This window comes from Massilia sp. DD77, from assembly GCF_036961685.1.
Lineage (GTDB): Bacteria > Pseudomonadota > Gammaproteobacteria > Burkholderiales > Burkholderiaceae_D > Telluria.
In genome coordinates, this window is sequence record NZ_JBAMDH010000013.1 from 25953 (window position 1) to 45829 (window position 19877).

Annotated in this window: 22 protein-coding genes; 14 read left to right on the plus strand and 8 right to left on the minus strand. The window is 65.2% G+C overall.

The window, feature by feature from the left end:
- Positions 1-37: 37 nt before the first annotated feature.
- Both ubiA and V7778_RS09365 read right to left on the minus strand, forming a co-directional pair.
- Complete coding sequence (ubiA, locus tag V7778_RS09360; protein ID WP_335554324.1) at positions 38-892, minus strand: 4-hydroxybenzoate octaprenyltransferase; 855 nt, start codon at positions 890-892, stop codon at positions 38-40.
- A gap of 532 nt (positions 893-1424) precedes the next feature.
- Complete coding sequence (locus tag V7778_RS09365) at positions 1425-1940, minus strand: hypothetical protein (protein WP_335554327.1); 516 nt, start codon at positions 1938-1940, stop codon at positions 1425-1427.
- Positions 1941-2491: 551 nt separating this feature from the next.
- On the opposite strand from V7778_RS09365, the gene V7778_RS09370 reads away from it, so the two are divergent.
- From V7778_RS09370 to V7778_RS09380, 3 genes are all read left to right on the plus strand, one after another.
- On the plus strand, positions 2492-3994 hold the full coding sequence (locus tag V7778_RS09370; RefSeq protein WP_335554329.1) for a PhoX family protein: 1503 nt from the start codon (positions 2492-2494) through the stop codon (positions 3992-3994).
- Positions 3995-4023: 29 nt separating this feature from the next.
- Entirely contained in the window at positions 4024-4605 is a 582-nt protein-coding gene (locus tag V7778_RS09375) for a PEP-CTERM sorting domain-containing protein (protein WP_335554332.1), read from the plus strand.
- Between the two features lie 87 nt (positions 4606-4692).
- A complete protein-coding gene (locus tag V7778_RS09380; RefSeq protein WP_335554334.1) occupies positions 4693-5148 on the plus strand; it encodes a GNAT family N-acetyltransferase in 456 nt (151 codons plus the stop codon).
- Positions 5149-5157: 9 nt separating this feature from the next.
- Here the strand turns inward: V7778_RS09380 and V7778_RS09385 are convergent, their stop codons facing one another.
- Together V7778_RS09385 and V7778_RS09390 are read right to left on the minus strand one after the other, a co-directional pair.
- Complete coding sequence (locus V7778_RS09385; RefSeq protein WP_335554336.1) at positions 5158-6759, minus strand: DUF4139 domain-containing protein; 1602 nt, start codon at positions 6757-6759, stop codon at positions 5158-5160.
- A gap of 101 nt (positions 6760-6860) precedes the next feature.
- The gene (locus V7778_RS09390) at positions 6861-7265 is read right to left on the minus strand and encodes a GFA family protein (protein ID WP_335554339.1); all 405 of its coding nucleotides are present in this window, start codon (positions 7263-7265) and stop codon (positions 6861-6863) included.
- A gap of 163 nt (positions 7266-7428) precedes the next feature.
- Here V7778_RS09390 and V7778_RS09395 point away from each other — a divergent pair, with 163 nt between their 5' ends.
- Both V7778_RS09395 and V7778_RS09400 read left to right on the plus strand, forming a co-directional pair.
- Entirely contained in the window at positions 7429-7890 is a 462-nt protein-coding gene (locus V7778_RS09395; protein WP_335554342.1) for a YaiI/YqxD family protein, read from the plus strand.
- A 46-nt stretch (positions 7891-7936) separates the two neighbouring features.
- A complete protein-coding gene (locus V7778_RS09400) occupies positions 7937-8941 on the plus strand; it encodes a glycoside hydrolase family 43 protein (RefSeq protein ID WP_335554345.1) in 1005 nt (334 codons plus the stop codon).
- A 2-nt stretch (positions 8942-8943) separates the two neighbouring features.
- Here V7778_RS09400 and V7778_RS09405 read toward each other — a convergent pair whose 3' ends face one another.
- Positions 8944-9885, minus strand: coding sequence for a hydrogen peroxide-inducible genes activator (locus V7778_RS09405; protein ID WP_335554347.1), 942 nt, complete (start codon positions 9883-9885; stop codon positions 8944-8946).
- A 139-nt stretch (positions 9886-10024) separates the two neighbouring features.
- On the opposite strand from V7778_RS09405, the gene V7778_RS09410 reads away from it, so the two are divergent.
- Both V7778_RS09410 and V7778_RS09415 read left to right on the plus strand, forming a co-directional pair.
- The gene (locus V7778_RS09410) at positions 10025-11215 is read left to right on the plus strand and encodes a PilT/PilU family type 4a pilus ATPase (RefSeq protein WP_335554350.1); all 1191 of its coding nucleotides are present in this window, start codon (positions 10025-10027) and stop codon (positions 11213-11215) included.
- Positions 11216-11220: 5 nt separating this feature from the next.
- Positions 11221-11694, plus strand: coding sequence for an adenylyltransferase/cytidyltransferase family protein (locus tag V7778_RS09415; RefSeq protein WP_335554353.1), 474 nt, complete (start codon positions 11221-11223; stop codon positions 11692-11694).
- A 72-nt stretch (positions 11695-11766) separates the two neighbouring features.
- Here the strand turns inward: V7778_RS09415 and V7778_RS09420 are convergent, their stop codons facing one another.
- The 3 genes from V7778_RS09420 to V7778_RS09430 all read right to left on the minus strand — a co-directional run bounded on the left by V7778_RS09420 (position 11767) and on the right by V7778_RS09430 (position 13701).
- Positions 11767-12327: a PEP-CTERM sorting domain-containing protein gene (locus tag V7778_RS09420; protein ID WP_335554356.1), complete on the minus strand. Its 561-nt coding sequence runs from the start codon at positions 12325-12327 to the stop codon at positions 11767-11769.
- 149 nt (positions 12328-12476) lie between these two features.
- Positions 12477-12947: a tRNA (uridine(34)/cytosine(34)/5-carboxymethylaminomethyluridine(34)-2'-O)-methyltransferase TrmL gene (gene trmL, locus V7778_RS09425; protein ID WP_335554359.1), complete on the minus strand. Its 471-nt coding sequence runs from the start codon at positions 12945-12947 to the stop codon at positions 12477-12479.
- Between the two features lie 10 nt (positions 12948-12957).
- A complete protein-coding gene (locus V7778_RS09430) occupies positions 12958-13701 on the minus strand; it encodes a ComF family protein (RefSeq protein WP_335554362.1) in 744 nt (247 codons plus the stop codon).
- A gap of 62 nt (positions 13702-13763) precedes the next feature.
- On the opposite strand from V7778_RS09430, the gene V7778_RS09435 reads away from it, so the two are divergent.
- From V7778_RS09435 to V7778_RS09465, 7 genes are all read left to right on the plus strand, one after another.
- Positions 13764-14684 (plus strand): methyltransferase domain-containing protein, encoded by a 921-nt coding sequence (locus V7778_RS09435; RefSeq protein WP_335554366.1) that lies wholly within the window; start codon positions 13764-13766, stop codon positions 14682-14684.
- Positions 14685-15036: 352 nt separating this feature from the next.
- A complete protein-coding gene (gene coxB / locus V7778_RS09440) occupies positions 15037-16221 on the plus strand; it encodes a cytochrome c oxidase subunit II (RefSeq protein ID WP_335554368.1) in 1185 nt (394 codons plus the stop codon).
- A gap of 21 nt (positions 16222-16242) precedes the next feature.
- Entirely contained in the window at positions 16243-17838 is a 1596-nt protein-coding gene (ctaD, locus tag V7778_RS09445) for a cytochrome c oxidase subunit I (RefSeq protein ID WP_335554371.1), read from the plus strand.
- Positions 17839-17840: 2 nt separating this feature from the next.
- On the plus strand, positions 17841-17966 hold the full coding sequence (locus V7778_RS09450) for a hypothetical protein (protein WP_335554373.1): 126 nt from the start codon (positions 17841-17843) through the stop codon (positions 17964-17966).
- A 13-nt stretch (positions 17967-17979) separates the two neighbouring features.
- Complete coding sequence (locus V7778_RS09455) at positions 17980-18549, plus strand: cytochrome c oxidase assembly protein (protein ID WP_335554376.1); 570 nt, start codon at positions 17980-17982, stop codon at positions 18547-18549.
- Between the two features lie 9 nt (positions 18550-18558).
- The gene (locus tag V7778_RS09460; protein ID WP_335554378.1) at positions 18559-18780 is read left to right on the plus strand and encodes a DUF2970 domain-containing protein; all 222 of its coding nucleotides are present in this window, start codon (positions 18559-18561) and stop codon (positions 18778-18780) included.
- Between the two features lie 102 nt (positions 18781-18882).
- Positions 18883-19764 (plus strand): cytochrome c oxidase subunit 3, encoded by an 882-nt coding sequence (locus V7778_RS09465; RefSeq protein WP_335554381.1) that lies wholly within the window; start codon positions 18883-18885, stop codon positions 19762-19764.
- Positions 19765-19877: the final 113 nt, after the last annotated feature.

Here is a 19877-nt window from a genome sequence, read left to right on the forward strand (position 1 = left end):
CTCTTTGCTTGGTTGAATGAATGCCTTTTGGACAATATTACCTGAATGCATAGTCGAGCGCGACACCGCTGAACAAGGCGGCGCCCAGCCAGTTGTTGTGGCGGAAGGCCTTGAAGCAGGCCATGCGCTCGCGCTCGCGGATCAGGGTGTAGTGGTAGAGCGCCAGCGCGGCCGCCACGGCCACGCCGGCCACGAACCACCAGCGCAGGCCGAGATACCAGCCGCACACCAGGTCGATCGCCAGCGCGGCGCCGTAGCACAGCATCACGGCGGCCACGTCGAAGCGGCCGAAGGTGATGGCCGAGGTGCGGATGCCGATCCTGAGGTCGTCGTCGCGGTCGACCATCGCGTACTCGGTGTCGTAGGCCACCGCCCAGAACACGTTCGCCACCAGCAGCCACCAGGCCACAGCCGGCACCTGGCCCTGCACGGCGGCGAAGGCCATCGGGATGCCGAAGCCGAAGGCGATGCCCAGGTAGGCCTGGGGGATGGCGAAGAAGCGCTTGAAGTAGGGATAGGTGCCGGCCACCACCAGCGCCACCACCGACAGCTGCTTGGTCAGGGTATTGAGCGGCTGGATCAGCAGGAAGGCGATCAGGGACAGCACCAGCGCCACCATCACCGCCTCCCAGCCGCGGATCTTGCCGCTGGTGAGGGGGCGGTCGACGGTGCGCTTGACGTGGCGGTCGAAGTCGCGGTCGGCGTAGTCGTTGATGGCGCAGCCGGCCGAACGCATCAGGGCCGTACCGAGCACAAAGATCGCCAGCACCAGCATGTCCGGCACGCCGCCGGACGCCATCCACAGCGCCCACAGGGTAGGCCACAGCAGCAGGAGGATGCCGATCGGCTTGTCGGCCCGGACCAGGCGAAAATAAAGCGCCAGCTTGTTCATGGAGGGATCGCGTCTTGTCGAGCAAGAACTGTTGAGCAGAAGACAGCGATTCTAAAGCTTTTGCCGCAGGTGCGGGCAGGCGGCGCGGCGCAGGAGCGGATGAGCAAGGCTTGCCAAACACCAGTGTGGAAGGGCGTAGAGCGTGCCCCGTCATATCGCTGGGACTGCAGCGTTATAGGCGGAGTTCTATATCTGTTAGTTGATCGACGAAGGGAATAGGATATACCGGCGCCGTGAGGCGGAGGGAACGCTCTTGAGAGAGGCGGAAGGATGGGAGCCTGGTGCGCCACATCGCGACCCCGCAGGTAGCGAAGCCGGCAGATTGCTTACTTGGGATTAATTTGGTGTACCGTGAAATCCGAACTGATGAACCTGGGCTGCCAGGGCGGATTAACCACGCGAATATTCGATACCCCGAGTTTTTTGAAGCCGTCGACAGAGAAGGTCCAACCCAGGCTCTTCTCGTCCTTCCCAAAGCGTTGCGAATAATAGGGTGTTTGCCCGAGAGTGGTAATGCGTTGATCGACTTTGATCAGCGAAAAAAATCCCGTTCCTCTTGCTCTTTGCTGGCTACCATTTTCTTGATTTCATCGTCCAGCTGCTTGCGGGCGGCCATCTGCTCTTCTTTTGGCATCGCAGCGAAGATGGCTTCCTGCTCTGCATCAAGCTTGAAACTCTTGCTGCTGAGCCCACCATGGAATCCTATCACTGCAAAATTGCTGACGATCTTCTTCGGGGCGGCCGTAAAGACATAGTTCGCGCAGGAAGAAAAACAGAATTCCAGGACTTTTACAGTTAATCCATGTTTATGAACCCAAGTCCCAAGCGCAATACCCGGATCGGTGGGGCCGCCGGGGCTGCGTATCGAAAGCCGTGTCGGTTTGTTGTCGAGGGATGCGAACAGATCGAAGACTTCTTTGTTGGCTTCCTGCGAAATCTCCCCGACGTAGTTCAACTCGCCGTTATCGAAGTACACCTGGGTTGCTTTTTCGGCGTGGACCAATGAGATTTCAAAGGCAAGCGCCATGAAAACCAAGGATTTTTTCATGATAAGCAGCGATTATGCTTTGTTATGGCTAAAACGATTTCTCGATTCGTACTTCGTCCGGAGATATTGTCAATAGCGCTCCGGCATTGGTTCTCTCGTCATTGTGCTTCATGTAGTTCAGCCCATGAACTTGTCGAGGCATCCTGATTTTACTCAAAGTCGGCGGCTATAAACTATTAAATTTCCACAATGTAAATTGCATATGCCTGCTGCAGATGTTTATCTCGCAATATTCCAAGAACACGCGGTCGAGGGCCATAAAAGCCTGACAGGCGATATGCGGGTGTTGATCAAGCAGCGTGGGACTTGGCTCCTTGTCGTCGGCATCCTGCCGGCGCATTGCTGGAGCACACCCGCAACGCCTGGGTGACAGGATCCAAGCGCTGCTGAGTGCTTCTCGTCGAGGCCGGAGGGCAGCGGATCCTCGCTTCACCGGATACGGCGATATTGCATTTTAGTTGTCATCGAACCGACATTTTTGTTTGTTTAAATGCATCGGTCCGCGCCATGGGGGTGGGGACGGAAGGCATGCACAAAGATGGAGAGGATCAATGACTGACAAAGAATTGTCGCCGTCGCGACGCAATCTGCTCAAGGGCCTGGCCGGTGCTTCCGCGCTGCCCTTCGTCGGCGCGTTCGCCGCCATGCAGGCCCAGCAAGCGCTGGCCGCCAACGGTTCCACCGCGCTGGTCGACAGCCCCTATGGCCCGATCGCGCCGGTGAAGGACTTGAGCACCGGCCTGCCGCTGCTGCAGCTGCCGGCGGGCTTCAGCTACAAGAGCTTCGGCTGGCGCGGCGACACGATGACCGACGGCCACGCCTGCCCGGGCGGCCACGACGGCATGGGCGTGGTTCTGACGCGCAAGGTCGGCCGCAGCACCGAAATGGTGCTGGTGCGTAACCATGAGATCGGCGGCACCGGCGCCGGCAACTTCATCAATGCGGTCGGCGTCTACGATGGCGGCAAGCTCAACGGCAGCTCGGACAACGTCTTCGGCGGCGGCACCACCAACCTGCTGTTCCGCGACGGGAACTGGGTCGGCATGACGCCGAGCCTGGGCGGCACCCAGACCAACTGCGCCGGCGGCATCACTCCCTGGGGCACCTGGCTGACCTGCGAGGAAGTCGGCTCGGACGCCGTCAGCGTTTCGGGCAGGAAGCACGGCTATGTGTTCGAAGTCACGGCCGACCCGGCGCAGACGACCGGCCAGCCCATCATCGGCATGGGCCGCTTCGCCCACGAAGCCGCCGCCGTCGACCCGGCCACCGGCTTCGTCTACCAGACCGAGGATGCGGGCGGCAAGTCGGGCTTCTACCGCTATGTGCCGGACATCCGCACCGGTGCGCCGGGCTCGCTGGCGCGCGGCGGCATCCTGCAGATGGCGCGCGTGCGCGGCATCCAGAACGCCAACCTGGCGGTGGCGCCGGTGAACGCGAGCTACGAGCTGGAGTGGGTGCCGATCGCCAATCCGGACGCCAACCGCGGCAACGCCACCGGCCCTTCCGGCGTGACCATCACCAATGCCGCCGGTCCCTTCGTGCAGGGCTGGCTGCAGGGCGCGGCGCGCATGAACCGCGGCGAAGGCATCTGGTACGCGCAAGGCAAGATGTACGTGATGGACACCTCGGGCGGCGCCGTGCAGCGCGGCTCGATCTGGGAACTCGACCTGGCCACGCAAGTCCTTACCTGCATCTACTCGAGCCCGAGCCCGCTGGTGGGCAACATGGGCGACAACCTGACCGTCAGCCCGCGCAACGCGATCCTGATCTGCGAAGACGCCTCGACCGCCGCCACCGACATGTACGGCTTCGGCCAGCGCCTGATGGGCCTCACCGGCCAGGGCGACGCCTACATCTTCGCCAAGAACAACATCAACCTGAGCGAAGCCCAGCTGCAGGGCGCTGGCAAGCTGGCCTCGCTCGCGGGCGACCGGCGCGCCAACGAGTTCGCCGGCGCCTGCTTCGACCCGAGCGGCCGCTACCTCTTCGTCAACATCCAGACCCCGGGCGTGACCTTCGCGATTTCGGGTCCGTGGGCCAAGGGTCCGCTGTAAGCACCATCCACCATCACAGGGGAATTCACATGCACTTTATTAAGATGATCGCCGCCGCCTTCGCGGCCCTGATGCTGTCCAGCGGCGCCCAGGGCGCTGTCCTGCTGTCGAGCTCCGGCTCGCCGGACAACGCCGTCACCGACTACAGCGCGGCGGGCCTGGTGTCCTTCAACCTCGACCTCAAGAACTTCACCGGCACCACGCTGAACTTCGTGCTGGAAGAGGAAGACCTGCTCGGTCCCTTGCACCTGAGCGCCATGGTGCTGAACCTGCGCGGCCTGCCTTTCCCGCACTTCAACTTCAGCCTGCAGGGCATCGGCTTCGCCGGCGCGGGCAGCGTGACGCCCGCCTTCGGCGTCCTGGGCAGCGTCACCCACGACAGCGGCAAGGCGGCCATCCGCTTCGTCCAGGCCGAACCGGCCGAGTTCCACTTCGGGAACCCGCTGGGCCTGCAGGGCCAGACCGACTGGGTGCTGGATACCGCCGGCCTGCGCGCGGGCGACCGCTTCACGATCGTGGCCGAGGTGCCGGAGCCGTCGACCATGGCGCTGCTGCTGCCCATGCTGTGCATGGCCGGCGTGATGGCCGCGCGGCGCCGCAAGAAGGACTAGGTAGGAGAGTGGACATGTTCATGCGCTTGGCATTGCATTGACGCGGCGCGCATGCCAAGATCGCGCGCTTTCGGCCAGGATCCAGACATGTCCATCTCCGCCCGCCCCGCATCGCACCACGATCTTCCCCGCATCGCGCAGCTGTTCGACCAGTACCGCCAGTTCTACGAGCAGGCGCCGGATGCCGAGCTGGCCCGGCGCTTCATCGGCGAGCGCTTTCACAAAGGGGAATCGAAGCTGCTGGCGGCGCTCGACGAAGCCGGCGAAATCGTCGGCTTCTGCCAGCTATACCCCAGCTTCTGCTCGGTGGAAGCGGCGCCCATCTACGTGCTCTACGACCTGTTCGTCGACCCCGCCGCGCGCAAGGGCGGGGCAGGGCGGGCACTGCTGCTGGCGGCCGAAGCGCTGGCGCGCCAGGACGGCAAGGCGCGCATGGACCTGACCACCGCCAGGACCAACCACGCCGCGCAAGCCTTGTACGAGTCGCTCGGCTGGGTGCGCGACGAGGTGTTCCTGGCCTACAGCCGGCGCCTGGCGTCCTGATCCCGCAGCTTAGGGCAGGCCCTGCACGCTGCCTTCCTTCGGATACCCGATCGTGTAATCGACCTTGAAGCGGGCCGTCTCGTTCGGCTTCAGGCTGCGCTCCCAGCCCACCAGGCCGCGCCGCTGCTGCCAGTCCTTGATGTTCGGTTCCGGGTCGAGCGCGATCTTGACGTGCACCTTGTCCGACTGGCTGACCGGGGTCGGCTCCAGCAGCAGGATGTCGACCGGCTGGCGGTGCGAGCTGGTCACCACATAGGTGTCGGCGATGCGCTTCTCGTTGTCGCGCTTGAAGAAGCCGGTCTGGCCCGACATCTCGTCGCGGTGCTCGATGGCGACGCGCATTAGCGGATCGCGTCCGAAGGCGAGGCTCAGGCGTTCGCTGGCCTGCGGGTCCCAGTGCAGGGCGCCGACATAGGAGCCGTCGCGGCGCAGCTGCACCTGGCCGGGCAGCCACACGCCCTCGGGGCGCGCCGCCTCGGCGGTCAGCACCGCGATCTCGTCGCTGCTGCGCGGGGCGATGCGCACGCGCTGCTTCACCGGCAGGCTTTGTGCGCCCAGTCCCACCGAGATCTCGCGGCCGTCCGCGGCCAGGTCGACCCTGGCGGGCACCTCGAATTCGGTGCTGAAGTTACCCTGCGTCTCGAGCACCGGCGCCACGTAATTGTCGGCGGCGGAAGATGCGATCCGCGAGCCCGACACGGCCACCGCCATCGGCGCCGGCGCCGGCGGAGGGGCGGGCGCGTAGGACATGTCGGTGACTACCTGCGGCGGTCGATAGCTCAGCAGCCACGGCGACGGATCCGGCGCCTGTGCGGACAGGCTGGGCTGGCCGGTCGACAGGCGCAGCTTGACCCGGCTCCAGTCCTCGCCCGTCTTTTGCGAGATCGTGGCCAGGCGCTCCAGTTCGATGCTCGAGGCCTGCGAGTCGAGCGATGCGCGGTAGGCCGGCTTCCAGCCGGCGCGGCTGACCTGGTAGCTCAGCACCAGCTTGCCCGCCTGTCTGGCCGCGACGGCGATGGTCATGACACGGCTGTCGCGGGTATTGGCCTGGAGCTTGGCGAGGTCGCGCCTGAAGACCTCGAGCTGCCTGGCCAGGGCGCGCTTCTTCACCTCGTTGTTGTGCATGCGTTCGAGCGCATCGGCGCCGCCCCTGCGGATCGCGTCCAGGGTGCCGAGCAGCGCTTTCGGATCGCCGGCCGCCGCCCGCCCCGCGCCCGCTTCGCCGCCACCCAGGCGTTCCAGGTAGCCCTGGACCAGCTGGGCCGATTTGGAATCGGCGTCGATCAGGGCGATCTGGTCCTGCAGCGCCTGCACCTTGCTTTCCAGTTCGGCCGCGCGCGAGCTGGGGCTGTCGGCCCGGCCCAGGTCGCGCGTGACGACCTGGCCGACCTGGATGCCGGCGTCCGCCTGCAGGCGCAGGGTGTCGGTACTGAAGTTCGCCAGCAGGCCCGTGATCTCGACCTGGGTCGCGCCCGGCGCCACCTCGACCACGCGTTCCACGGTGGCGCTGCCCGGGTACAGGGTCACGCTGCGGATGGGCGCTTCGACGGCGAGGGCGGAGGAGGACGAGGCGGCCAGCGCCAGCAGGACGGTCCAGTGCCTATTTGTCATGTTGATTCCGATCGGAGGGATGTGATGTCAGGAGCGTAACAGATCGTGTCCTGGACAAACACCGACCTTGGTTACCATTTGTTAATGCCGGGCGCGCGGCCTCAGACGCCAGGACGGTCGGCAGGATGATGGATCCCGTCGTTCACCGACACCTCGCCCAGCAGGAAGGGATTCACGCCTTCCAGGCAGCCGACGTTGTAGCCGTATTCCTCCGGATTCGAACGGCGCTGGTGGTGGGTATGGATGCCGCAGACGGAACAGAAATAATGGCGCGCCGCCATGGTGTTGAAGCGGTATTCGGTCAGGACCTCGGCGCCTGTCACCAGCCTTAGCCCAGAGAGCGGCACCGAGGCGACGATCGCGCCCTTGCGGCGGCAGATCGAGCAGTCGCAGCGTCGCGGGTCCACGATGCCGTGCGGCAGGCTGAGTTCGAGTTCGACCGCGCCGCAGTGGCAGCTTGCCTTGTGGCGGGGGAGGATGACGGTGGCGCCGACTTGCTTGATCATGTTCGTCCTTTCCGTTGGCCGTGGCCGGGATGGCCTGCGCCCCTGTTATGAACCGGATGGCGCTTCCTGGCAAGCTGGCGGGATTGCCAGGTGTGGCGCTGCCTCCGGCTTCGAGCGGCTACAATGGCCACCCGCTGGTTTCCAGCATCCACCTATTCTTCTCATGCACATCTGGGTCGACGCCGACGCCTGTCCCGCCGTCATCAAGGACATCCTGTTCCGGGTGGCCGAGCGCCTGCAATTGAACGTGACGCTGGTGGCCAACCAGCTGATCCGCGTGCCGGGCTCGCGCTTCGTCCGGGCGCTGCAGGTGCCGGCCGGCGCCGATGCGGCCGATGCGGAGATCGTCGAACGCGTGCAGGCCGGCGACATCGTTGTCACCGGCGACATTCCGCTGGCGGCGCTGGTGCTGGAAAAAGGCGGGCTGCCGCTGAACCCGCGCGGCGAGTGGTACACCAAGGACACCATCGCGCAGCAGCTGACCATGCGCGCCTTCATGGAAGAGCTGCGCGGCAGCGGCGTGGACACCGGCGGCCCCGCCGCCTTCAGCCAGGCCGACCGCCAGAATTTCGCCAATGCCCTCGACCGCGAGCTGGCGCGACGAAAAACGTATCGGTCCGGATAAAAAAGTTATTGGATCAAGTGGTGGGGCTTTCCGTACCATCGGTTGCATGAACCTATACCGATTGGCGCTGGCAGGCGCCTTGCTCCTGTCCGGCGCGGCGGCCGCCGCCGAATTCGCCAACCCGCTGGTGCAGCAGCGCGCCGACCCGCACGTCACCCTGCATGCGGACGGCTACTACTATTACACCGCCACCGTACCCGAATACGACCGCATCGAGCTGCGGCGCGCGCGTTCGCTGGACGCATTGGGCAAGGCCGAAGCGAAGGTGGTATGGCAACGCCACGCCAGCGGGCCGATGAGCCGCAATATCTGGGCCCCGGAACTGCACCACATCGACGGCAAGTGGTACCTCTACTTCACGGCCGGTCCGAGCGACAAGCCCTTCGACATCCGCCTGTATGTGCTGGAGAACGCGTCCGCCAACCCGCTCGAGGGGCAGTGGACCGAGCGCGGGCAGCTCAGGACGGGCTGGGAATCCTTCGCGCTGGATGCGACGACCTTCGCCCTGAAGGGCCGGCGCTACCTGGTGTGGACCCAGCGTCCGCCGGCGGCGGACAAGCACATGACGGCGGTGTACATCGCCAGGATGGACACGCCGCTGTCGATCGCCGGCCCGGCCGTGCTCCTGACGCAGCCCGAGCATGCCTGGGAAAAGATCAAGTTCGACGTCAACGAGGCGCCCGCGGTGCTGGCCCGGGACGGGCGCGTGTTCATGACCTATTCGGCCAGCGCCACCGACGCCAACTACGCGCTGGGCATGCTGACGGCCAGCGAAACCGCGGACCTGCTGGACCCGGCGGCATGGCGCAAGTCGGCGGTCCCGGTATTCGCCAGCAGCGAGGTCACCGGCCAGTACGGCCCGGGGCATAACTCCTTCACGACCACGCCGGACGGCAAGACCGACATCCTGGTCTACCATGCGCGCAACTACCGCGATATCCAGGGCGACCCGCTGCACGATCCGAACCGCCACACGCGCGCGCAGGCGATCCGCTGGCGCGCCGACGGCACGCCGGATTTCGGGGTCCCGGTCGCCGACGCGGTACGCTAGGCTCAGGCCGCGGCTTCGAGCGTCACCAGCTCCACGCCCGGCAGCCGGCACTCGCCGACGGCGCGGATGATGGCGTCGATCGCGGCGCGCCGGGTGAAGCTCTTGCGCCAGGCGATCACCACGCGGCGCGAGGGCGAGGGAGCGGAGAAGGGCACATAGGTCAGCAGGCCGCTGCGGTCGTGCATGTCGGCCACCGAGGCGCGCGGCAGCACGGTCAGGCCGATTCCGCTGGCCACCATGTGGCGGATGGTCTCCAGCGAGGAGCCTTCGAAGGTGCGCTGCATGCCGTTGCCGCCGGCCGAGAAGCGCGCCATTTCCGGGCACACTTCCAGCACCTGGTCGCGGAAGCAGTGGCCCGCGCCCAGCAGCAGCATGGTCTCGAGCTTCAGGTCCTCGGCCGAGATCTCCTTGCGCTTGGCCCAGGGATGGCTGCGCGGCATGGCGACCACGAAGGGTTCGTCGTACAGCGGCTGCACCGACATGCCGTGGTCGGGCAGGGGCAGCGCCATGATGGCGGCGTCCAGTTCGCCCTGGCGCAGCATCTCCAGCAGCTTGTGGGTGTAGTTCTCCTGCAGCACCAGCGGCATCTGCGGCACGGTGTCGATCAGGTTCTTCACCAGGGGCGGCAGCAGGTAGGGGCCAATGGTGTAGATCACGCCCAGGCGCAGGGGGCCGGCCAGCGGGTCCTTGTTCTGCTTGGCCAGCTCCTTGATGGCGGCGGTCTGTTCCAGCACGCGCTCGGCCTGGGCCACGATCTGGGCGCCCAGCGGCGTCACCGATACTTCCGATCCGCCACGCTCGAACAGCGTGACGCCCAGTTCGTCCTCCAGCTTCTTGATGGCGACGGACAGGGTCGGCTGGGCTACGAAGCAGGCTTCAGCGGCATGGCCGAAGTGCTTGGCGCGCGCGACGGCAACGATGTATTTCAACTCGGTCAGTGTCATAAGCGTTTCGTCTTGGTAAGGCGCGCCTGGCGCCTTGCAGGGACCCGGTCAGCCGTGAATTATTATTTTAACGGGAATCTTAGTCGATATAATTGCCACGCAGGTCAGTTACCTGCACCTTTGAGAAAGAAAGGCCCGCATGTCCTCGACCTTCGGCCCGGCGGAAGCCCAGGCGTACATTCACAAGCTGCTGACGGTGATGCACCACCAGGGCGGATCCGACCTCTTCATTTCCGCGGACTTTCCTCCTAGCATGAAGCACCAGGGCGCCATGAAGCCCCTGAGCCAGCAGCGCCTGAGCGGCGAGGTGACGCGGGCGCTGGCCATGTCCCTGATGAACGAGCGCCAGCGCGCCGAGTTCGAAGCCGAGATGGAGTGCAATTTCGCGATCTCGCTGCCCGGCGTGTGCCGCTTCCGCGTCAACGTTTTCGTGCAGCAGCAGAGCGTGGGCATGGTGGTGCGCACCATCGCCTCGGAGATTCCGAATTTCGAGAAGCTCGACCTGCCGGAAGTGCTGAAGGACGTGGTCATGACCAAGCGCGGCCTGGTGCTGGTCGTGGGCGGCACCGGCTCGGGCAAGTCGACCACCCTGGCGGCCATGATCGACTACCGCAACAGCAATTCGGCCGGCCACATCATCACGGTCGAGGACCCGGTCGAATACGTCCACAAGAACAAGAACTGCCTGGTCACGCACCGCGAAGTGGGCGTGGACACGCATTCCTGGCACAACGCGCTGAAGAACACCCTGCGCCAGGCGCCGGACGTGATCCTGATCGGCGAGATCCGCGACACCGAGACCATGGAGCACGCGATCGCCTTCGCCGAGACGGGCCACCTGTGCCTGGGCACCCTGCACGCGAACAACGCCAACCAGACCCTGGACCGGATCATCAACTTCTTCCCGGAAGAGCGGCGCAACCAGCTGCTGATGGACCTGTCCTCGAACCTGCGCGCGGTGGTCTCGCAGCGCCTGATCCGCACGGAGGACGGCAAGGGCCGCAAGGCGGCCATCGAAATCCTGCTGAACACCCCGACCATCAGCGAGATGATCCTGAAAGGGAACTTCCAGAACATCAAGGAGATCATGCACAAGTCGCGCGAGCTCGGCATGTGCACCTTTGACCAGGCCTTGTTCGAGCTGTACAACAAGGGCTACATCGGCTACGACGAGGCGATCCGCAACGCCGATTCGGCCAACGGCCTGCGCCTGCAGATCAAGCTCTCGGGCGACCGCAAGGGCCCGGACGCAGGCGGCGGCGCCAGGGCCACCGAGCTGTCGATGCAAGTCGACGAAGAACCAGAAGACAACGAACCACCCAAGACCTGAATACCATGCCCGACTTCGAAAACAAGATCTGCGCCCGTGCCGAGCTGGCCGCGCGCGTCGCCAAGCTGCCCAAGCCGGTGGTGCTGACCAACGGCGTGTTCGACATCCTGCACCGCGGCCACGTGACCTACCTGGCGCAGGCGCGCGCGCTGGGCGCCTCGCTGGTGGTGGCGGTGAACACCGACGCCTCGGTCAAGCGCCTGGGCAAGGGCGACGACCGGCCGCACAACACCCTGGCCGACCGCATGGCCGTGCTGGCGGCGCTGGAGGCGGTCAGCCTGGTGGTGGAATTCGACGAGCGCACCGCCCTCGAGGTGGTGCAGGAAGCGCGCCCCGGGATCTACGCCAAGGGCGGTGACTACGTGATGAGCGAGATCCCGGAAGGGCAGGCCGTGCTGGCCTATGGCGGGCGGGCGGTGGCGATCGATTTCGAGCATGAGCGCTCGACGACCAAGCTGGTGGCGAAGATCCGGGGTTGAAGCTTCGGTTCGTGCACGAAAACGGCGCCGCCAGCGATCACCGCGTCGGCGGCCTAGCCGCCAACCCTACGATCAGCTAAAGCTCTTGCCCGCCTCACGCCGCATCCGCAAGCCGATCCCCAGCAGCCCCACGCCCAGCATCGCCCAGGTGCCCGGCTCCGGTGCCTGCGACATCATGGTCAGCCGCGTATCGCTGGTCCACAGCAGGTGCCGCTCCTGCGTCCCGCCCGGATTGAAGTCGTAGGCGTAATGCATGTCGCCGGTGGTGGTCAGGCGGCCGCCGCCCACCCAGCCCTCCGGGTCGCTCCCATAGCTGCCCACCGCGAACTGCAGGCCCGTATCGGGCGAAAACGAGAAGGCGGTGGCGCCGCAGCTGTACCAGTCGTTGCTGCTGGCCGCGCAGGCGATGTAGTCGGTCTCGCCGACTACCAGGCTCAGTAGCTCGTTGCGTTCCAGCAGGCCGTCGCTGTCCAGGTCATTGCCCTTGAAGGAGCCGGTGATGGTTTCGTCGGTCAGGAAGACATCGGCTTCCTGGTCGTAGAAGCCGGCGAAGGAAAAGCCCCAGGAAACGGGGTCGGCATGGGCGGCGGCGCAGCCGAGGAGCAGGGCGCCGGTGGAAAGCAACTTCTTCATGGAATACCTCGAACAGGACAGGGGGGCGCCGGAGTGTGAATTGTGTCTGCCGCGTTTGTAAAAAACGTGACAGTGACAAGCCTACTCCCGAAACCCCTAACTGTTGTGTTCGATGCTTATCTTTGTCGCAGCTCTGCCACAAGCCGGCCTTAGACGCCGCCGGCATAGCCGTTCTGGCGCCAGGCTTCGTAGACGACCACCGCCACCGTGTTCGACAGGTTCAGGCTGCGGTTGTCCGGACGCATCGGCAGGCGGATGCGCTGGGCGGGCGGGAAGGTCTCGCGCAGGGCCGGGTCCAGGCCGCGCGATTCGGCGCCGAAAACGAATACGTCGCCCGGCTTGAAGGCCGCTTCGGCGAAGGGGGAGGAGCCATGGGTGGTCAGCGCGAACATGCGCGTGGGATCCGGCCGGGCGTCGGCCAGGAAGGCGTCCCAGTCCTTGTGCACCTTCATGGTGGCGTAATCGTGGTAATCCAGGCCGGCGCGCCGCATCTTGGCGTCGTCCAGCGGAAAGCCGAGCGGCTCGATCAGGTGCAGCTGCACGCCCGTGTTGGCGCACAGGCGGATGACGTTGCCGGTGTTCGGCGGGATTTCTGGTTCGACCAGGACGACGTGGAACAACTTGGACTCCTCATTCATGGTTAATGCGGTGGGGCGGCGTGCGCGCAAACACGAAATTCGTCACGCGCGCGGCGCCGGCCTGCTTCAGCACGCGCGCCAGTTCATCCAGCGTGTGCCCGCTGGTCATGACGTCATCGACCACGCCCACGTGCCGGCCGCGCACCAGGCCGGCATCCGCCACGGCGAAGGCGCCGCGCACATTGCGCCGGCGTTCCCCGGGCGCGACGCCCGACTGCGCCGCCGTTTCCAGTACCCGCTGCGCCAGCCGCGGCGCCAGTTCGGCGCCCAGCAGCCGGGCCAGGGGCCGCGCCACCTCCAGCGCCTGATTGTAGCCGCGACCGGCCAGCCGGCGCGCCCCCAGCGGCACGGGGCACAGCAGCTCGGGCGGCGGCAGGGCGGTGCGCCCGGCTTCGCGGTGCAGCGCCAGCGCCATCCAGGGCGCCAAGGCCAGCTGGGCGCCGAACTTCAGCTGCAGCACCAGGCCGTCGAGCGGGGCGGCGTAGTCGAAGGCGGCCAGCGTGGCGTCGAAGGCGGGCGGCGCGGCCAGGCAGGCGCCGCAGGGCAGGGCGGCATCCAGCTCGCCCGCCGGATTGGCGCAGACCGGGCAGCGCGGCCGCGCGGCGACATAGGCGCTTTCGCAGCCGTGGCAGACGGCGGCCTCCCCGCGCATGCCGCACAGCGCGCAGCAGGGCGGCAACAGCCAGCGCAGCAGGGCGCCGGGCCAGCGCCGCCAGGCAGGGATCGTATCAAGCATCGGCCCGATTCAGGATAAACGAGTAAACTCCCGCCATTATCTCATTTGTACGCACCCCTCCCATGGCTTCTCCTCAATCCCCGTCCACCATGAGCGCGCCGATCGACCTGGCGCGCGTGCGCGCGCTGTTCGCGCGGCCGGAGCGCATCGCGCCCTCGGATTTCCTGCGCCGCGAGATCGCCCAGCGCATGCACGAGCGCCTGCAGCTGGTGAAGATCGCTCCCAGGCAGGTGCTCGATGCCGGCTGCGGCGCCGGCGCCGATCTTGCCCTGCTGCAGAAAACCTACCCGGCGGCCCAGATCCTGGGCCTGGACGCGGCGCCCGCCATGACCGCCGCCGCCGGCACGCCGGCGCCCAGCACCCGCTCGCTGAACCAGATGCTCAGCCGTTTCCTGCCGGCAAAGGCGGGCCTGGACGTGCTGTGCGGCGATTTCGGCAACCTGCCCCTCGGCGCGAACTCGCTCGACCTGCTGTGGTCGAACCTGGCGCTGCACTGGCATCCGCTGCCGGACCGCGTGTTCGCCGAGTGGCGCCGCGTGCTGCGCGTCGACGGCCTGCTGATGTTCTCGAATTTCGGTCCGGACACCTTCCAGGAGCTGCGCGCCGCCTTCGCCGTGCTGGACGACGCGCCCCATGCCTTGCCCTTCGTCGACATGCACGATTTCGGCGACCAGCTGGTGGAAGCCGGCTTTTCGACCCCGGTGATGGACATGGAGCGCATCACCGTCACCTACGACACGGTGGACGCGCTGCTGGCCGACGTGCGCGCCCTGGGCGGCAACCCGCTCGACACCCGCCGCCGCGGCCTGATCGGGCGCGCCGCCTGGCGCAAGGTCCTGGACGCGTTCGAGGCCGGGCGCCGCCCGGACGGCAAGCTGGCGCTCACCTTCGAGGTCATCTATGGCCACGCTTTCCTTCCCGCGCCGCGGGCCACGGCCTCGGGCGAGGCGATCGTCCGTTTCCACCCGCCGAAACCCCGTTGATTCAACATGCATACGACAGTCTGCCGGTGGCCCGATTTTCCTTGAATAAAAATTAGCAATTTCAGTATAATCAATCGCTATTTTTCTCTTCCGGACCAGAATAACGCTGAAAAAAACAGCAATCCGGAGGAATAAGTAGAACTGAATTGCAGCATCCGCAGAGACGCCGGTCCCTGCCAGCAGACCGCTGGATGGGCTCGGCGTGATGGTTTCCACCATTCCGCAGCGCAATTTTCGCGGGACGACCCGGCAGCCCTCTGCGAACAAGGTTCGGAGCGGCGGCAGTTTGTTCTCTAAAATTGCCGCCGTCTAAAAAATACTTTTATTTTTTTTTGGGTGGTTGGGGACATACATGACTTATGCATCGCGACTTGGGGCCATGCTGTTCGGCCTCGCTGTAACTGCCGGCATCCCTGCGTGGGCGGCACCGGACATCACGGGCCGGCCGGTTGAGCACCAGCTGAACATGCAGACCCCCGTGACCGGCGTCGGCGCCGATATCTATTCGCTCCACAACTGGATGATGATCGTCTGCCTGGTCATCTTCGTGGGCGTGTTCGGCGTCATGTTCTACTCGGTGTTCAAGCACCGCAAATCCCTGGGCCACAAACCCGCCACCTTCCATGAATCGACCGCCGTCGAAATCGCCTGGACCATCGTTCCCTTCCTGATCGTCATCGGCATGGCCCTGCCGGCCACCAAGACCGTGGTCGCGCTGAAGGACACCTCGAACGCCGACATCACCATCAAGGCCACCGGCATGCAGTGGAAATGGGGCTACGACTACCTGAAGGGCGAAGGCGAGGGCATCTCCTTCCTGTCGAACCTGGCCACCCCGCGCGCCCAGATCGGCCTGCCGGGCGAGCCGGCCACCCAAGCCCGCGGCGAGAACTACCTGCTGGAAGTCGACAATGAAATGGTCGTCCCGGTGAACAAGAAGATCCGCATGGTCTTCACCGCCAACGACGTGATCCACGCCTGGACCATCCCGGCCTTCGCCATCAAGCAGGATGCGATCCCGGGCTTCGTGCGCGACGGCTGGTTCAAGGCCGAGAAGACCGGCGTCTACCGCGGCAACTGCGTCGAGCTGTGCGGCAAGGACCACGCCTTCATGCCGATCGTGGTGCGCGTCGTGACCGACGCCGAATACACCGCCTGGGTCGACGGCAAGAAGAAGGCAATGGCCGCCCTGGCGGACGATCCGACCAAGACCTGGACCATCGATGAACTGAAGACCCGCGGCGAGCAGGTGTACAGCGCCAACTGCGTGGCCTGCCACCAGGCCAACGGCAAGGGCGTGCCGGGCGCGTTCGCCCCGCTGGAAGGCTCGGAAATCGTCCTGGGCGGCAAGGCTCCCCAGATCGACGTGCTGCTGAACGGCCAGGATACGCCGAAGTTCCCGGCCGCGATGCCGGCCTGGAAGCAGCTGTCCGACACCGAGATCGCCGCCGTGATCACCTACACCCGCAACGCCTGGTCGAACAAGGCCGCGGAAAACATCGTTCAGCCGGCCGAAGTCCTGGCCGCACGCAAGTAAGACCGCTTCAGGGATATCGAAATGACTACCAGCACTATCGATCACGCACACGATCACGGCCACGATCACGCGCACGACCATCCGCACGGTCTGCGCCGCTGGCTCTTCGCCACCAACCACAAGGACATCGGCACCCTGTACCTGTGGTTCTCGTTCATCATGCTGCTCTCGGGCGGCGTGCTGGCGCTGATGATCCGCACCGAGCTGTTCCAGCCGGGCCTGCAGTACTTCCGTCCGGAGTTCTTCAACCAGCTGACCACCATGCACGGCCTGGTGATGGTGTTCGGCGCGATCATGCCGGCCTTCGTGGGCTTCGCCAACTGGATGATCCCGCTGCAGGTGGGCGCCTCGGACATGGCCTTCGCGCGCATGAACAACTTCTCGTTCTGGCTGCTGCCGCCGGCCGCGATCCTGCTGGCCGGCTCCTTCCTGGCCCCGGGCGGCGCCACCGCCGCCGGCTGGACCCTGTATGCGCCGCTGTCGACCCAGATGGGCATCGGCATGGACATGGCGATCTTCGCGATGCACATCATGGGCGCCTCGTCGATCATGGGTTCGATCAACATCATCGTCACCATCCTGAACATGCGCGCCCCGGGCATGACCCTGATGAAGATGCCGATGTTCTGCTGGACCTGGCTGATCACCGCCTTCCTGCTGATCGCCGTGATGCCGGTCCTGGCGGGCGCGATCACCATGACCCTGACCGACCGCCACTTCGGCACCTCGTTCTTCAACGCCGCCGGCGGCGGCGACCCGGTCATGTACCAGCACATCTTCTGGTTCTTCGGCCACCCCGAGGTCTACATCATGATTCTGCCGGCCTTCGGCATCGTGTCGCAGATCATCCCGGCCTTCGCCCGCAAGCCGCTGTTCGGCTACGCCTCGATGGTCTACGCGACCGCCTCGATCGCGATCCTGTCCTTCATCGTCTGGGCCCACCACATGTTCACCACCGGCATGCCGGTGACCTCGCAGCTGTTCTTCATGTACGCCACCATGCTCATCTCCGTGCCGACCGGCGTGAAGGTGTTCAACTGGGTCGCCACCATGTGGAAGGGCTCGATGACCTTCGAGACCCCGATGCTGTTCGCGGTCGGCTTCATCTTCGTGTTCACCATGGGCGGCTTCACCGGCCTGATCCTGGCGGTGACCCCGATCGACATCCAGGTGCACGACACCTACTACGTGGTGGCGCACTTCCACTACGTGCTGGTGGCGGGTTCGCTGTTCGCGCTGTTCGCGGGCTTCTACTACTGGGCGCCGAAGTGGACCGGCCACATGTACCCTGAGACCGCCGGCAAGATCCATTTCTGGGCTTCGCTGATCACCTTCAACGTCACCTTCTTCCCGATGCACTTCCTGGGCCTGGCCGGCATGCCGCGCCGCTATGCGGACTACGCCACCCAGTTCACGGACTTCAACATGATCGTGTCCATCGGCGCCTTCGGCTTCGGCCTGTCGCAGGTGTACTTCCTGTTCTTCGTGGTGCTGCCGACCATCCGCGGCGGCAAGAAGGCGGACGCCAAGCCATGGGAAGGCGCGGATGGCCTCGAGTGGACCGTGCCGAGCCCGGCGCCGTTCCACACCTTCGAAACCCCGCCGCTGGTGAAGTAATCATGAGCACGGAAGCAAAGGATCCAGCCGTGTCCCGGCCCAGCAATCTGAAAACCGCCCTGGTGCTGGGCGGGATTGCACTGATCTTCTTCATCAGCGTGTTCGTCAAGTTCACGCTGCTGAGCTGAACCGGGGGGCGGGATGAACCCGACAAGCAGCCGCATCCGGCGCCTGAACCGCAGCACCCTCGGCAAGCTGGTGGTGGTGGCGGTGATGATGTTCGGTTTCGGCTACGCGCTGGTGCCGATGTACCGCCAGATCTGCGAGGTGCTCGGCATTAACGTGCTGACCCAGAAGGACGGGCTGGTCGAGGCGCCGACGAATACCCAGGTCGACCGGTCGCGCGTCATCACGGTCGAGCTGGACGGCAATGCGCAGGGACCGTGGCGGTTCCGCCCGACCCAGCGCAGCATCGAGGTGCATCCCGGCGAGCTGGCCACCGTGGTCTACGAGGTGGTCAACACGCAGGGCAGGGTGGTCAAGGCGCAGGCGATTCCGAGCTACGCGCCGCAGTCCGCCACCCCGCACTTCAAGAAGGTCGACTGCTTCTGCTTCCAGGAACAGACCCTGAAGGCGAACGAGGCGCGCCAGATGCCGGTGGTGTTCTTCATCGATCCGGCGCTGCCGCGCGAAGTGAAGAACATCACCTTGTCGTACACCTTCTTCGAGATCGGCGGCATGAACGGCGCCGCGACGGTGGCGGCGAACTGAGGAGCAGGCATGGAGGACAAGCCGAAGGAACAACCGCATCGGCGCAAGGCCAGTTTCCTTGCCACCATGAAGGCGGTGTTCTGGTCCTTCTTCGGGGTGCGCAAGCGCCGCGACTACGAGGACGACGCCGCCAACCTGAATCCGGTGCACGTCATCATCGCCGGACTGATCGGCGCGGCGCTGTTCATCGGCGTGCTGCTGCTGGCGGTCAGGTTCGCGGTGTCGCAGTAAAGTACAGAATCGTTACAGTATGAATGTCGTCCCGGCGAAGGCCGGGATCCAAGTGATAAGAACTACCCAACAATTCAAAAGAGTTTGATTGAGGAGATGCAGATGAGTTCGCCAACGACTTCGCCAGTAGGTTCGCCGCATAGCGCGCCTTACTATTTCGTGCCGGGGCCATCGCGCTGGCCTATGCTTGCCGGTATGTCGATGCTGGTCACCATGGCCGGGGCGTCGGGCTGGGTCAACGGCCTGTCCTGGGGACCGGCGGTCTGCCTGACCGGCATCGTCGCCATGCTGCTGGTGCTCTACGGCTGGTTCGGCGATGCGATCGGCGAATCCGAGCGCGGCATGTACAGCAAGCGCATCGACGTGTCCTACCGCTGGTCGATGAGCTGGTTCATCTTCTCGGAGGTGATGTTCTTCGGCGCCTTCTTCGGCGCGCTGTTCTATGCCCGCGCCGTGAGCATGCCCTGGCTGGCCGACCTGGACCACAAGTTCATCTGGCCGGACTTCGCGCCGGTCTGGGGCAACACCGGCCCGGCAGGCGTGGTCGACAATTTCCAGACCATGGGCCCGTTCCCGATCCCGACCATCAACACCGCGCTGCTGCTGCTGTCGGGCGTGACCCTGACCATCTCGCACCACGCGCTGCGCGCCGGCCACCGCTCGAAGACGGCGTTCTGGCTGTTCGCCACCATCCTGCTGGGCGCGATCTTCATGGGCTTCCAGGTCTATGAATACATGCACGCCTACCAGGAACTGAACCTGAAGCTGACCTCGGGCATCTACGGCTCGACCTTCTTCATGCTGACGGGCTTCCACGGCTTCCACGTGACCATGGGCGCGATCATGCTGTCGGTGATCCTCTACCGTGTGCTGAAAGGGCATTTCACGGCGGACAACCACTTCGGCTTCGAGGGCGCCGCCTGGTACTGGCACTTCGTCGACGTGGTGTGGCTGGGCCTGTACGTGGTCGTGTACTGGCTGTAAGCGCTACGGATTGACATGCATGGGGACGGCCACGGTGTGGCCGTCCCTATTGTTTCGTGGGTTGTGGTGGACGCGAACGATGGCGGTGTGCTTGGGCACCCAAGTTCGTTGCA

What these genes read in the sequence shown, in the direction of transcription:
- ubiA (WP_335554324.1), bottom strand. Translation starts at nt 892, where the DNA reads ATGAACAAGCTGGCGCTTTATTTTCGCCTGGTCCGGGCCGACAAGCCG.
- V7778_RS09365 (WP_335554327.1), bottom strand. Translation starts at nt 1,940, where the DNA reads ATGAAAAAATCCTTGGTTTTCATGGCGCTTGCCTTTGAAATCTCATTG.
- V7778_RS09370 (WP_335554329.1), top strand. Translation starts at nt 2,492, where the DNA reads ATGACTGACAAAGAATTGTCGCCGTCGCGACGCAATCTGCTCAAGGGC.
- V7778_RS09375 (WP_335554332.1), top strand. Translation starts at nt 4,024, where the DNA reads ATGCACTTTATTAAGATGATCGCCGCCGCCTTCGCGGCCCTGATGCTG.
- V7778_RS09380 (WP_335554334.1), top strand. Translation starts at nt 4,693, where the DNA reads ATGTCCATCTCCGCCCGCCCCGCATCGCACCACGATCTTCCCCGCATC.
- V7778_RS09385 (WP_335554336.1), bottom strand. Translation starts at nt 6,759, where the DNA reads ATGACAAATAGGCACTGGACCGTCCTGCTGGCGCTGGCCGCCTCGTCC.
- V7778_RS09390 (WP_335554339.1), bottom strand. Translation starts at nt 7,265, where the DNA reads ATGATCAAGCAAGTCGGCGCCACCGTCATCCTCCCCCGCCACAAGGCA.
- V7778_RS09395 (WP_335554342.1), top strand. Translation starts at nt 7,429, where the DNA reads ATGCACATCTGGGTCGACGCCGACGCCTGTCCCGCCGTCATCAAGGAC.
- V7778_RS09400 (WP_335554345.1), top strand. Translation starts at nt 7,937, where the DNA reads ATGAACCTATACCGATTGGCGCTGGCAGGCGCCTTGCTCCTGTCCGGC.
- V7778_RS09405 (WP_335554347.1), bottom strand. Translation starts at nt 9,885, where the DNA reads ATGACACTGACCGAGTTGAAATACATCGTTGCCGTCGCGCGCGCCAAG.
- V7778_RS09410 (WP_335554350.1), top strand. Translation starts at nt 10,025, where the DNA reads ATGTCCTCGACCTTCGGCCCGGCGGAAGCCCAGGCGTACATTCACAAG.
- V7778_RS09415 (WP_335554353.1), top strand. Translation starts at nt 11,221, where the DNA reads ATGCCCGACTTCGAAAACAAGATCTGCGCCCGTGCCGAGCTGGCCGCG.
- V7778_RS09420 (WP_335554356.1), bottom strand. Translation starts at nt 12,327, where the DNA reads ATGAAGAAGTTGCTTTCCACCGGCGCCCTGCTCCTCGGCTGCGCCGCC.
- V7778_RS09430 (WP_335554362.1), bottom strand. Translation starts at nt 13,701, where the DNA reads ATGCTTGATACGATCCCTGCCTGGCGGCGCTGGCCCGGCGCCCTGCTG.
- V7778_RS09435 (WP_335554366.1), top strand. Translation starts at nt 13,764, where the DNA reads ATGGCTTCTCCTCAATCCCCGTCCACCATGAGCGCGCCGATCGACCTG.
- coxB (WP_335554368.1), top strand. Translation starts at nt 15,037, where the DNA reads ATGACTTATGCATCGCGACTTGGGGCCATGCTGTTCGGCCTCGCTGTA.
- ctaD (WP_335554371.1), top strand. Translation starts at nt 16,243, where the DNA reads ATGACTACCAGCACTATCGATCACGCACACGATCACGGCCACGATCAC.
- V7778_RS09450 (WP_335554373.1), top strand. Translation starts at nt 17,841, where the DNA reads ATGAGCACGGAAGCAAAGGATCCAGCCGTGTCCCGGCCCAGCAATCTG.
- V7778_RS09455 (WP_335554376.1), top strand. Translation starts at nt 17,980, where the DNA reads ATGAACCCGACAAGCAGCCGCATCCGGCGCCTGAACCGCAGCACCCTC.
- V7778_RS09460 (WP_335554378.1), top strand. Translation starts at nt 18,559, where the DNA reads ATGGAGGACAAGCCGAAGGAACAACCGCATCGGCGCAAGGCCAGTTTC.
- V7778_RS09465 (WP_335554381.1), top strand. Translation starts at nt 18,883, where the DNA reads ATGAGTTCGCCAACGACTTCGCCAGTAGGTTCGCCGCATAGCGCGCCT.